The sequence below is a fragment of the Chryseobacterium carnipullorum genome (genome assembly GCF_003815695.1).
GTDB lineage: Bacteria > Bacteroidota > Bacteroidia > Flavobacteriales > Weeksellaceae > Chryseobacterium > Chryseobacterium carnipullorum.
Genome location: NZ_CP033920.1, coordinates 5,354,694 through 5,367,450 on the forward strand (window position 1 = coordinate 5,354,694; position 12,757 = coordinate 5,367,450).

At 36.1% G+C, this 12,757-nt stretch carries 11 protein-coding genes; 3 read left to right on the plus strand and 8 right to left on the minus strand.

What is annotated here, in order from left to right; genetic code table 11:
• Positions 1-108: 108 nt before the first annotated feature.
• The 3 genes from EG346_RS24190 to EG346_RS24200 are packed head-to-tail and all read left to right on the plus strand — an operon-like array spanning position 109 to position 2,977.
• Positions 109-1,311, plus strand: a complete 1,203-nt coding sequence (locus tag EG346_RS24190; protein WP_034975902.1) for a di-heme oxidoredictase family protein — start codon at positions 109-111, stop codon at positions 1,309-1,311.
• A 2-nt stretch (positions 1,312-1,313) separates the two neighbouring features.
• A complete protein-coding gene (locus EG346_RS24195; protein ID WP_051879933.1) occupies positions 1,314-1,760 on the plus strand; it encodes a QcrA and Rieske domain-containing protein in 447 nt (148 codons plus the stop codon).
• Positions 1,757-2,977: a hypothetical protein gene (locus tag EG346_RS24200; protein WP_034975904.1), complete on the plus strand. Its 1,221-nt coding sequence runs from the start codon at positions 1,757-1,759 to the stop codon at positions 2,975-2,977. The genes EG346_RS24195 and EG346_RS24200 overlap by 4 nt, the downstream gene beginning before the upstream one ends.
• Positions 2,978-3,262: 285 nt before the next feature.
• Here EG346_RS24200 and EG346_RS24205 read toward each other — a convergent pair whose 3' ends face one another.
• The 8 genes from EG346_RS24205 to EG346_RS24240 form a co-directional block, all read right to left on the minus strand.
• Complete coding sequence (locus EG346_RS24205) at positions 3,263-3,457, minus strand: hypothetical protein (protein ID WP_034975906.1); 195 nt, start codon at positions 3,455-3,457, stop codon at positions 3,263-3,265.
• 444 nt (positions 3,458-3,901) lie between these two features.
• Positions 3,902-4,693, minus strand: coding sequence for a phosphatase PAP2 family protein (locus EG346_RS24210; protein ID WP_034975909.1), 792 nt, complete (start codon positions 4,691-4,693; stop codon positions 3,902-3,904).
• A 210-nt stretch (positions 4,694-4,903) separates the two neighbouring features.
• The gene (locus tag EG346_RS24215; RefSeq protein ID WP_040995614.1) at positions 4,904-6,952 is read right to left on the minus strand and encodes a heavy metal translocating P-type ATPase; all 2,049 of its coding nucleotides are present in this window, start codon (positions 6,950-6,952) and stop codon (positions 4,904-4,906) included.
• A gap of 24 nt (positions 6,953-6,976) precedes the next feature.
• A complete protein-coding gene (locus tag EG346_RS24220) occupies positions 6,977-7,438 on the minus strand; it encodes an MgtC/SapB family protein (protein ID WP_034975913.1) in 462 nt (153 codons plus the stop codon).
• 11 nt (positions 7,439-7,449) lie between these two features.
• The gene (locus EG346_RS24225) at positions 7,450-9,444 is read right to left on the minus strand and encodes an LTA synthase family protein (protein WP_034975916.1); all 1,995 of its coding nucleotides are present in this window, start codon (positions 9,442-9,444) and stop codon (positions 7,450-7,452) included.
• A 111-nt stretch (positions 9,445-9,555) separates the two neighbouring features.
• Positions 9,556-10,452, minus strand: coding sequence for a cation diffusion facilitator family transporter (locus EG346_RS24230; protein ID WP_034975918.1), 897 nt, complete (start codon positions 10,450-10,452; stop codon positions 9,556-9,558).
• A gap of 26 nt (positions 10,453-10,478) precedes the next feature.
• Complete coding sequence (locus EG346_RS24235) at positions 10,479-11,357, minus strand: bestrophin family protein (protein ID WP_028123473.1); 879 nt, start codon at positions 11,355-11,357, stop codon at positions 10,479-10,481.
• Positions 11,358-11,482: 125 nt separating this feature from the next.
• Complete coding sequence (locus EG346_RS24240; RefSeq protein ID WP_123882485.1) at positions 11,483-12,757, minus strand: efflux RND transporter periplasmic adaptor subunit; 1,275 nt, start codon at positions 12,755-12,757, stop codon at positions 11,483-11,485.

Sequence of the window (12,757 nt, forward strand, 5' to 3'; positions counted from 1 at the left end):
TTTATTTATAGTGTTTGCTATAAATGCACAGCAGTCATAAAAATAATTAGACATAGCGAAATAAAAAGTTAGATTAATCTAACTTTTTATTATATTTGAAAAAAAAACGTGAGCAAGAGATATATACCTATTATTATAATTTTCTATCTTCTTTTTCTGATCGTACAAGCTTGTGATAAACTTCAGCCTGAAGCGATAGATGAGAGTGAATTACTTGATGGCTCCATTGTGGGGTTATCATATGCTGAAAACCAACAATTTTTGCGAGGGGATATCGCCTTTAACGATGAAACCTTCACGGTCGGGAAAGGTCTTGGTCCAACCTTCGTGGCAACAAGTTGTGGAAGCTGTCATGCTGGTGATGGAAAAGGGACTCCCTTTACTACTCTTATACGTTTTGGACAGACTGACGAAACAGGAAATTTATTTTTGCTTTTAGGTGGTCCTCAATTGCAAAATAGGGCGATACCAGGTTATACTCCGGAAGCAATTCCTCCCGGAGCAACATTTTCTAAATTTACTCCGCCTGCCAATACCGGATTAGGTTTTATTGAATTGGTTTCTGATATGGATATTTTGGCAATGGCTGACCCTTGTGATACAAATAATGATGGCATCTCAGGAGTCCCCAATTATATTGATCTTCCGGCATATCAAGCACCATTCTTCTTTGCTGTAACAAAAGGAGGGAAGTATATCGGAAGATTTGGTAAAAAGGCATCCACATACAGTTTACTACAACAAACCGTTAATGCTTACAATCAAGATATGGGCATTACTTCAACTTTTAATCCTCACGATGTTTATTCAGGAATGAATGTTGATCCCGAAGTTTCTGATAAGACCATCGCAGATGTTGTATTTTATCTTCGTACATTGAAAACACCTATTCAGCGAGACGCAGAAAATAGTATCATTAAACAAGGTCAGACTATATTTTCTCAGATAAGTTGTAATAAATGTCATGTCCCGGAACTGAAAACTTCATCCTCCTCAATTTCACCATTATCCAATAAAAAGTTTTATCCGTACACAGACTTATTACTTCATGATATGGGTGCTTCTTTGGATGACAACTATACGGAAGGCACTGCGAAAACTTATGAATGGCGTACGCCTGCACTGTGGGGGTTAGGTTTATCTCCAAAATCACAAGGCGGTCAATACTTCTTAATGCATGATGGCAGGGCAAAAAGTATAGAAGAAGCAATACAGCTTCACGGGGGAGAGGCTGCAACCAGCAGAACCAATTACACTCAATTACCAGTCCAAGAAAAAGAAGCTATTATTAAATTTTTGAAATCCTTATAATTATGGACAGACTTGAATTTCTCAAAAAATGCAGTTTGGTCTGTTTAGGCTTTACTGCAATTCCTCCCATTCTTTCAGGGTGTATAAGCAATAAAATGATTTCAGGAGCGATTAAAGACGATTATATCATATTGCCTTTGGAGGATTTTATGGATACAAAATATCCTGACAAAAAATTATCCTATGTAATTATTCAAAATGAATCTCTCAAATATCCCATTTGTGTATTTCGTTTTTCGGAAACTGAGTATGAAGCATTATGGATGCAATGTACCCATCAGGGTAGCCAGTTACAAGTATTTGGAGATAAGCTACAGTGTCCTGCACATGGTAGTGAATTTTCCAACCAAGGTTTAGTACAAAACGGTCCTGCTGATCAGACCTTAAGAAAATTTCCAGTATACATAGAATCGGATTTTTTGAAAATTTCTTTAAAAAAACCGGTATGAAAAAAATTATCTATCTAATTATAATTTTAATTTTTCAGGAAGCCACAGCACAGATAGATTCTGAATTACTAAAAAGAATACCTGTAGACAGTTCTCGCTCTTTGAACATGGATGCCGTTTACAAGCGTCCCTTCTTAGGATTAGGGAAAGTGCCTGTCTCTATTGGTGGCTATGCGGAAGCCAATTGGCAGCATATCAGCACTGATGGTATATCTGATGGACATCAATTTCAATTACGTAGGATGACACTTTTTGTATCTTCTACAATTTCCTCAAAAATTAAATTTCTGAGTGAAATAGAATTAGAAGAAGGAGGTAAAGAGATTAATATTGAATTTGCTGCCATTGATGTAGAGTTTAATCCCTTGCTTAATTTGAGAGGAGGAATTATTATGAATCCAATTGGTGCTTTCAACCAAAATCATGACGGTCCGAAATGGGAGTTTACCGATCGTCCTATATCTGCTACAGAAATGTTGCCTGCTACATTCAGTAATGCTGGTTTCGGATTTTATGGAAAAATGTATAAAGCCGAGTGGATGTTCGGATACGAGGTATATCTATCAGGAAATTTTGATAATTCAATTATTGACAATAATCAAAACAAAACGTACTTACCTGCTGCCAAAAGTAATCCTGAACGTTTTGAAGAAATTAACAGCGGTGTTCCTCTTTTAACAGCAAAAATTGCCACAAGACATGAAAAAGCAGGAGAATTTGGAGTCTCTTATATGGGAGGAATCTATAATAAATTTCAGGATGAAGGTCTTCAGGTTGACGATAAAAGAAGGGTTCGGGTATTTGCATTGGATTATAATAATACACTTCCAAACCTTGGAACTTTAATTACTGCAGAATGGGCTTGGGTTAAAGTAGATGTCCCGGAAACTTATACACAACAATATGGAGACAGGCAGCATGGAGGATTTATAGACATTGTTCAGCCAATAATTAAAAGAAAAATTTTGGATTGGGAAAGAGCAACCGTTAATCTTGCATGCCGTTTAGAGTATGTAGATTGGAACGTAGGTCATTTCAGAGAAGACAACAGCAAAATTGGAGAAGATTTATGGAGTATTATGCCTGCAATCAGTTTTAGACCCAATGCACAAACTGTTTTTAGACTTAATTATAGATTTCAGAAACAGAAAGACATTTTTGCGAACCCTGCGGCAAAAACTGTAGGCTTCAGCTTTGGTATTTCAACGTATTTCTAATAATTTGCCTCCGCAGATCTTAGGATTGAGCAAAAAGTCATTCTTGAGTTAATACTCCGTGGATATTCTTTATGTTTTTGTTAAGGGACAAAAAGCAAGAAAGACTGTTTCGTAGGATTACTGGAATTAGCGAATTCAATCTAGATTTTATACATAACGACTCAATTAAATATTAATATTTGAAAATGCTCACTTATGAAGAAAGATTAAAATACGGTACATTATATTATTAAAAATATACTGAATTCCAGTATTGAAATTCAGTATTTATAAGAACTATGCTATTTACTTCTTATTCTCATCATGATGTTCTTTCTCATCGTGATGTTCTTTTTCTTGATGATGCTCGGCCTCATCGTGATGCTCCGGCTCATCTGCATGTTCAGGACCCTCGTGATGTTCCTTGTGCGGATGATGTTCTTTGTGTTCGTGATGTTCTGGATGGTCGTGTGTCTCTTTTTTTTGATCTTCGCTGTTCATAACATTTTAATTTAAAGGTGAATATTAATTTATATATGTTGTTATTTGTGAAAGGCAAATAAGATGCCAAAACAAAGCTATAATCTACTGATTTTAAATACTTTCCATTGTTTTAAACAATATTGCTTCAAACATCTAAATAATTTTAAATGTCCTTTAAAAACGTGATATGTTAAAACATTACTCTAAAAAAATATTATTTCTATCTGTCCATAGTTAACTATTGATCGTTTTAGGAAGTAGATTGATTAGTTTTTACTTTGATGATATTTAAAATGATGGTCTTTGACAGGATGAAAATATTTCTTAAATCCATATGTTATAAGAGATAGTATCAGGATACTAAAAACTATCAAATAGAATATATCTTCTGACGCAAGCCGATGCTTTCCCCTCCTGATTATTCGTCTCCTAAATCGTCTTTTAAATCCCATAATTTCTCATTTAAAAAAATAGCTGGTAATTCAAACCCAAACTTTTCTGCTGATAACTCTTCTGGAAATAAGGAGAAATCATAGATAATGTTTTTTCATTCTTACTTTTAAATAAAGTTTTGATCTTTGGATATAACCAATATGCTATCTCAGTAGAAAAAATTCCGATACCAGCACCAGACAGGACATCTGTAACCCAATGCTTATTATTGATGATTCTGTACACACTAGTAAAAATGGCAAACGGATATCCTGACAGACTGATCCAATAATTGCTGTCCCTATATTCTCTGAACATAAACTGTGCAGTTGAAAATGCGATCGCTGCATGACCTGAGGGAAATGACATATAATTTGATTGATCAGGCCGCTCCCTGCCGATCAATGATTTTGAAGGAATAACTATTGCCAATAAGATAGCTTGTGATGTTGCTAAAATGATCGTTCGATCTTTTAAGTTATGTTTCCCTCGAACACCCGCTATGTTTAAACCATAAACGAGCGCAGCTGGTACAAATAAGGTATAGTTGTCTAATTTTGAATTGTTTAATGTATGATCGTTTACCTCCCTTCTCACATCATAATCAAACTTTTTGATTTCAGGAATTGTAAAACCAATTGCACCTGCCGATATCAAGCTAACCGGAACAATAAGTTTTTTATAATCCAAAGTATCATCTCTTATTATTAAAGAATCTTGTTGAGCAGTTTTTTGCAATGACAAACTATCCTGAGCATAAATACTTAGAGAGAATTTCAGTAAAAGGATTAGTATTGAGTTTTTTTTTACATAAGTCCACATAAAAATTATATTTCTGATTTTTATTGTTCGGATCTAACATTAATAGTATTCAATTTTATATCGTAAAATTGGATGTAACTTCCCTGTTCCCATCTTTTATGGGAACTCAATCTTAATAATATGAGTGGAGGCAAATTTTCCTTAGAATTGTAATATCCTAAGGAAACAGGATACTAGAATTTGCTCTATTTTTATCTGTGATAATCTCTTTTAAAATTTCATTCTTTGAATCCTGACTGCATTGAGTATTGCAATCAAAGCAACTCCCACATCAGCAAATACAGCTTCCCACATCGTAGCCAGTCCACCAGCTCCAAGTACGAGCACGATGGCTTTTACAACAAAGGCAAGAATGATATTCTGCCAGACGATCCTTTTGGTCTTCTTTCCAATATTGATCGCCATAGGTATTTTTGATGGTTTATCATCCTGGATCACAACATCGGCAGTTTCGATGGTCGCATCGCTGCCAAGTCCACCCATTGCTATTCCAACATCACTTAATGCTACTACAGGCGCATCATTTACACCATCACCAACAAAAGCCACACTTTCATTTCTTGCTTTGATTTCTTTGACCTTGTTGACCTTATCTTCCGGAAGCAGGTCTCCAAAAGCATTGTCAATACCGATCTGCTCAGCCACATATTTTACTACAGTTGTCTTGTCACCACTTAGCATAGTCGCTTTTACATTCAAGCTATGAAGTTTTTCAACTGCTTGCTTTGCATCGTCCTTGATTCGGTCGGCAATCGTAATGAATCCTGCAAATTTTCCATCATATGCGATAGCTATCACCGTATATACGATTTTGGATGGGTCTACATCATAACCGATCTTAAATTTATCCAATAGTTTAAAATTACCCACCAGGATTTCCTTCCCATTAGCTCTCGCTTTAAGCCCATGCCCTGCAATTTCTTCAGTATCCTCTAAATTGATCGAATTGTTGATCTCTCCTACAAACTCGTGAACAGCAGTAGCCACAGGATGGGTACTTTTACTTTCAACAACATTGACCAATTGGAGAATCTCATCTTTGTCAAATCCTTCTTTAATGGTAACGTCCTGAACTTTGAAAACACCTTCTGTCATAGTTCCGGTCTTATCCATTACCACATTCTGAATCTCAGCGATCTTATCCAAAAAGTTGCTTCCTTTAAATAATATACCATTGCGGCTCGCTGCTCCGATACCTCCAAAATAGCCAAGCGGGATAGAGATCACCAATGCACACGGACAAGATATAACTAAGAAAATCAATGCTCTGTACAACCAATCTCTGAAAACATAATCATCAACAAAGAAATAAGGTACTAAGCAGATCAAAACAGCTAATGCAACCACAATTGGGGTGTAAATTCTTGCAAATTTTCTGATAAAAAGTTCAGTCGGAGCTTTTTGAGCTGTTGCATTTTGTACCAGTTCAAGGATCTTACTGAGTTTGCTATCCTCATAAGCTGTATTAACCTTAATCAAAGCTACGCTGTTCATATTGATCATTCCGGCTAAAACTGTTTCACCTTTATTTTTAGAATCAGGTTTGCTCTCTCCTGTTAACGCTGCGGTATTGAAAGACGCAGAATCGGAGATCAGTTCTCCGTCCAATGCCAGTTTTTCTCCTGATTTTAACTGAATCGTATCCCCGATTTTGGCTTCGGCAGCTTTGATTTTTTTAGGCTGATTATTTTCAATAATCGTTACCTCATCAGGACGTTGATCTAAAAGAGCCTTAATATTGGTTTTAGCTCTCGACACAGCCAGAGTCTGAAAAACCTCTCCTACTGCATAGAACAACATAACCGCTACTCCTTCAGGAAATTCTCCGATAATGAAAGCCCCTATCGTTGCAATGCTCATAAGGAAAAATTCTGAAAACACATCACCTTGTTTGATACTTTCAAATGCCTCTTTTAAAACCGGTAGGCCTACCGGTAGATAAGCAACACCGTACCAGACAATACGTACCCAGTCTTTAAACCATTCAGGCTTAATGTAATTGTCCAATGCAATGCCTGCTAATAACAATACCAAAGAAATAATCGCAGGCAAGAACATCTGAAACGCTGTTTTATCAGTTTCTGCATGATCATGTCCATCATCATCTGTATGTTGATGATCTTCCGTTTTCTTCTTTGGAGCGCAGCATCCGTCTTCTTCAACTAATTTTTTGGCTCCAGCATCTTTATAGATTTTGCCTTCCTGTGGAGTACAGCAGAGCTGCTTTCCATTTTCGTCGTAGATGTGTTTATGTTCCATAATAATATTTTTATGATTTTTAGGTTACTTTATATATATATCCTGGTCTGATTGTCTTCCGGTTTTTAGAATTTTTTTATACCAGCCAAATTTGTTAATACTTAAGATGAACAAGGTAAGAACAGTTGCTAAAAAAGATAACAAAAACATGTTCAGTGCAAGGGCAGATCCTATTGCCGATGCAGCCCATAAAGCAGTGGATGTTGTAAGCCCCTGCATGCTTTTGGAACTATCTTTAAATGCCAGTCCAGCTCCGATAAATCCTAAACCGGCAGGTATCGCCGCCAACATTCTCGCTATTGCAGATTTATCATCTGTAAGATGCGAGGCAACTGCCACAAATAAGCAAGAAGCCATACAGAGAACGCCAAAAGTGCGAACCCCTGCATCTTTATGGGCAGTTTCTCTTTCGAAACCTATTATCGCGCCAAAAAACAGTGCTAATAATAATTTTCCGGCAAGTAAAAGTTCAAATTTTAGATCCATTTTATATCACTTTATCTAGTTGTGGTTATATTTCCCTTTTTAATCCGCTTCTGTTTTAATCCTTCATTCTTGAAAAGATAGTAGGCCGACTGATAATTTGCTATCGCTTTTTTTACATACTGTTCAGACAGCATCTCTGGATTTTGTTTATTTTTCTCCTTGTCATACAAATACGTCTCTGTTTTTTGCTGTGGACCTAGAATAACCAATTTGTTGTTTTCCATATATCCAAGTTTCTGATAGGTACTTACAAATATTCTTGGAATATAGCTTTCGCCTAAAACATTTTTACCATAAAGATTACTCTGATATGTCCAACCTAAAAGTGCGAAAAGTGTTGGATACAAATCGATCTGAGAGCACATTTTTTCAATTCTGAATGGTTCGTTGTCGTTCAGGTTGACAATCATTGCAGGGATATGGTATTTTGCGACATCGATATCGTTCTTGCCCGCACTGCTGGCACAATGATCTGCAACAATTATAACAATGGTATTTTTGTACCAGGATTTATTCTTTATCTTTTTAAAAAACTGACCGATCGCATAATCTGTGTATTTCACGGCGCCTTCCCTTCCCGATCCCGAGGGAATATCAATCTTTCCTTCAGGATATGTATAAGGACGATGATTGGAAGTGTTCATTACAAAATCGTAAAAAGGTTTCCCCGCTGCAAATTTTTGATCTGCTTGCTTTATCACCTGATCATAAAGATTTTCATCACTAATACCCCAGGCATTTTCAAAAGTGACCTCCTTGTCTTCTATTGGTATTCTTGGAGACTGATAATCTTCCCCTACAAAAGAATTTCTTTTCCGGTCTACAATTGTGTATCCATTATTACCGAAATAATTATTCATATTATCAAAATAACCATCACCACCATATAAGAAAGAAGTATCATATCCCTTTTGACTGAAGATCGATCCTACAGTGCTCAGATTATCATTTTCTTTCCTGCGGACAATACTATTCCCCGGTGTAGGCGGAACGGCAAGTGAAAGTGCCTCCATTCCTCGCACGGTTCTTGTTCCGGTAGCATACATATTGGTAAATAAAATGCTTTGATTCGCCAATGAGTCCAACGTAGGTGTCAGATTCTGATTGTTGCCAAATGTTTTCATAAAGTCTGCACTGAAACTTTCCAATGTGATCATAATAACATTGGGCTTCTCATAGGAGTCAGCTCCCTTAATGTTACGTAAGATTGAGAAATCATTTGATAAGTAATCTGAGTTAGATTCCTGGAGATCAGTTCTCACAATATTAAACGCCACCCTATTATCGATGAGTTTATAGAAGTGTTCATAATTGATCTCGTTATTTTTATATGCAGAAAAAAAAGAATAGATTCCTGATTTTGACAGCTCATTCCGATACCTGTTTTCGCTATTCTCTGCTAAACTGTTGTCAATAAAAAATGCATAAATGACTGAAATGAAAAGCAATCCGAAAAAGATAAAGAATCTTTGTAAAAAAGGTGTACTGCCCTTAAAATTATCTGTGAAGTAATGCCTTTTATAGAAAAGTAAAAACACCAAAGAAGTCATTATTAACATGGCTGTAATGAGCAATGGCAAAGGATATGATTCATTAATATTATTGATTACTTCATAGGTATAAACCAGATAATCAACTGCAATAAAATTAAACCGGCTTTCAAATTCCTGCCAGAATGTTACTTCAGCAAAAAATGAAAACAACAATATAAGCACAGCTACATTAAAGCAAAAAAAAGTCATAGCTCTATTGAAAAGCGAATTATTATATTTCTGAGGAAATAAAAGCAGGTACAGACTGTACGGTAGCACAAAAAACACCCCTACCCCTATATCAAATAAAAATCCCAGAGCAAATACATTCAGCAATGAAAGAAAACTAATCTCTGCCTTTTGAAGGCTGGCAATAGAAAATCCTATCCTGAGGACAAAGGAAAAAATTATATATAATAAGAAAAAATTAATGAGCAGGCTATAACTGCTTCGCTTAATTTTAATTAGTTTCATAAACAAGTTTTATAAGTGATTACATCATTAATTCTTTAGAAATCAATTTTATTTGATATAGAAATAATCATTTAGATTTCATTTCATTTTCAATCTATTCTGATCATTCATCTACAAGTGTATTTCAGTTTCATCATAACCTTCATATTCGATTTGAAAAGTGGTATGGGTTATTTTAAAATCTGTCGTTGCTTTATCTATTAATATTTGCAGGAGTTCATTGCGATTTTTGTTATCATCTGCAATCACATGTGCGCTCATGGCATTAACGCCTGATGTAAGCGACCAGACATGTAGATCGTGGATTTCCTTGATTCCCGAAAGTTCTTCCAGTGAAGATCGAAGCTTGCTGATATCTACATCTTTCGGTGTACCTTCCAATAAGACATTAACCGCTTCCATAAGCAACTTTAAGGTTCTGGGAATGATTAATAGACCTATTGCCGCAGAAATGATCGGATCTGCGTAATACCATTGTGTTGTCAGCATTATCACACCTGCGATCATTACTCCTACGGATGTCAGCATATCCGACAAGACCTCAAAATAAGCACCTTTCATATTAAGACTTTCATTGGAGTCCTTTCTTATGATAAGGATACCGATGATATTGACCACAAAACCAATTCCTGCAACGATCATCATGGAGCCACTTTGCACTTCAGGAGGATTTTTAAATCTTTGAAATGCCTCATATAAAACAAATAATGAGATACCCAATAGCACAACAGCATTAATCACAGCAGCCAAAATCTCTGTGCGATAGTACCCAAATGTTTTTTCAGGACTAGCCTTTCTCTCACCAATTTTGATTGCAATAAATGCTAGGAGTAAACCGACAACATCTGTTAGCATGTGAGCAGCATCCGCAAGCAATGCAAGACTTTTTGTTGCAATTCCTCCAATGACTTCAGCAATAAGATAAGTACCACTTAGTGCTAGGACGATGAGTAAATTTTTCTTATGTCTGCTTGATGCAGATCCAGTCTGTTTATTTGTGTCGCTCATAATTTTATGTATTTACTAGATTGACTCTACATTTCGAAGTAAGTATTATTTTCTTTTTTAACAGGAATATCATTTTCTTTGATCATCTGTAAAATATTGATTTCTATAGTTTGTGCAATAGATGTCATTGGCGTATCCACAGGAGTATTCTCGAAAGGATCCTGCATGATGATTGCTGTTTTCTCAATGGCTATAAATAGCAGAGGAATAGTGATCGTTGTAATAATTTCCAAGGTGAGCTGGGAATCTTCCAATCCGAAAGGGAGTATAAAAGCAAAAACATATATAAGAGTATGCAGTAAAATACTATAGGCACGTGGAAATACCGTATTTTTCAATCTTTCACATTTTCCCATATTGTCACACAGCCTCATGAGAACTTCGTTAAGCTGAACCTCCTTGAAATCTGATACCAATCCTTTTTCGGCTATTTGTCTTAAGTGATAAGAATGTTCATCCAAAATTGCATTGGGTATATTAACAGCGTTAATCTGATGCATATTCAAATACTCCCCTACTTTACCGGAAAAAGGCTGTTTTCTTAATGCTTCGCCTAACGCATAGACCCATACGATTTGTCTTTCTGCAAATATTTTAACGTCCGCACTATCCTGAGGAATGAACTGAATAATTAATCGGATAAGAGACCTGGAATCATTAACAATAGCACCCCAAACGGTTCTTGCTTCCCACCATCTCTCGTATGACTGCGCCGTCCTAAATGCAAGTAGCAGTGATACAGCAGTTCCTAAAATTGCGGGAATGCTTAATGGAATTGATATTTTTTTGAAAATAGGATGCAGATCCAACAAACCTATACCTACAGCAAGTATAACAATCAGTAATATTTGGCTTTTAATTTGATCAATAAAATACCAGATTGAAATTTTCTTGTTTAGTAACATAACTTTTGTTTATAGATTTGATATAACATTATGATACGTAGTTCACGATTTAATTCGATTCGTAGCATAATGTTATTTTTTATTACAGCTGAAACTTTTATATAAAGGCTTTCGTAATAATAAATCTAATCTTCATGCCCTCCTGAATTAGATAATTTAGCATTGACGAAGAATGCACCTTTTACCACAATGTTTGTATCAGGTGCAATTTTGGTCACTGGAGTGATTGCAGTATAACCTAGATCTGAAGAACCTTTAACAATTTCTATTTTCTCAAAATTCAATGTTTTTCCTTGATTCTTGGTATGCGCTGCCTCTTTTGTACCTTCCTCTTTCTCACCCCCTTCTTCCTCTTCAGCATGTTCTTCAGGCTTTTTAGAAGTCTGTATGAAAACATAGAATTTACCGTCAGCTTCCACGATTGCTTCATCAGGAACGGCAGCGGTGCTTGAGTTTCCAAGGCTTACCATTCCGGTAACATTCATCCCATCGATCAACCCCACTTTATTTCCTGTAACACTCGCATGTACAGAGATCGTTTTACTCTCATTTTCGAATGACGACCCGATACTAAATACGGTAGCGTTATACAAAGTTTCCGGATTATTGGTCAGCTTAAACTGTACAGTTTGTCCAACTTTCATTTTAGGTAGATCCTTTTCAAAAACCTGAAGATCTAAATGGATAGAACTATTATCAATAATATCAAGAACTGGTGATGCCACATCAACATAACTTCCAATCTGCGCATTGATACTGCTTACGGTTCCACTGATCGGTGAAGTTATAACCAACCCAGATCGTAGATTACCATTGCTTACTTTACCCGGGCTGATCCCCATAAGCTGGAGCTGTCTCTGTAGTGATGATCTTTGGGTTCTTAAACTTTTTAATTCAGCATCAGAGCTTTGCAGATTCTTTTTTGCTCCGGCATCATTATCAAATAGTTCACGTTGCCTTCTATATTCCTGTTCAGCAAACGCGATCCTGCTGTTCACTGTAAGATATTGCTCCTGAAGCTGAATATACTCAGGATTATTAATGGATGCAATGACCTGCCCTTTTCTGACATAGTCGCCTATTTGAACATTTAATGTCTTGATCACCCCACCATACAAAGAGGTTACTGTGGCTTTTCTATTGTTAGGAACACTCAAGACACCATTGGCTTTAACAAGTGAAGCCAAATCTTTCATCTCAATTTTACCTAAAGAGATTCCGACTGCTTTCATTTGTTCTTCAGTTAATGTGGCGATTGTTTGCGGTGCCTCTTCATGAGCCTCCTCTGCCTGTTCGGTTTTTGCTTTTACTTCCGTTTCCTCAGAAGCTTCTTTTTTTCCACAGCTTAAGGCTAAAAAAGAAATTAACAGCGCAGATATTAAATTATATTTAATTTTCAT

What these genes read in the sequence shown, in the direction of transcription:
- EG346_RS24200 (WP_034975904.1), top strand. Translation starts at nt 1,757, where the DNA reads ATGAAAAAAATTATCTATCTAATTATAATTTTAATTTTTCAGGAAGCC.
- EG346_RS24210 (WP_034975909.1), bottom strand. Translation starts at nt 4,693, where the DNA reads ATGTGGACTTATGTAAAAAAAAACTCAATACTAATCCTTTTACTGAAA.
- EG346_RS24225 (WP_034975916.1), bottom strand. Translation starts at nt 9,444, where the DNA reads ATGAAACTAATTAAAATTAAGCGAAGCAGTTATAGCCTGCTCATTAAT.
- EG346_RS24195 (WP_051879933.1), top strand. Translation starts at nt 1,314, where the DNA reads ATGGACAGACTTGAATTTCTCAAAAAATGCAGTTTGGTCTGTTTAGGC.
- EG346_RS24235 (WP_028123473.1), bottom strand. Translation starts at nt 11,357, where the DNA reads ATGTTACTAAACAAGAAAATTTCAATCTGGTATTTTATTGATCAAATT.
- EG346_RS24240 (WP_123882485.1), bottom strand. Translation starts at nt 12,757, where the DNA reads ATGAAAATTAAATATAATTTAATATCTGCGCTGTTAATTTCTTTTTTA.
- EG346_RS24215 (WP_040995614.1), bottom strand. Translation starts at nt 6,952, where the DNA reads ATGGAACATAAACACATCTACGACGAAAATGGAAAGCAGCTCTGCTGT.
- EG346_RS24220 (WP_034975913.1), bottom strand. Translation starts at nt 7,438, where the DNA reads ATGGATCTAAAATTTGAACTTTTACTTGCCGGAAAATTATTATTAGCA.
- EG346_RS24205 (WP_034975906.1), bottom strand. Translation starts at nt 3,457, where the DNA reads ATGAACAGCGAAGATCAAAAAAAAGAGACACACGACCATCCAGAACAT.
- EG346_RS24230 (WP_034975918.1), bottom strand. Translation starts at nt 10,452, where the DNA reads ATGAGCGACACAAATAAACAGACTGGATCTGCATCAAGCAGACATAAG.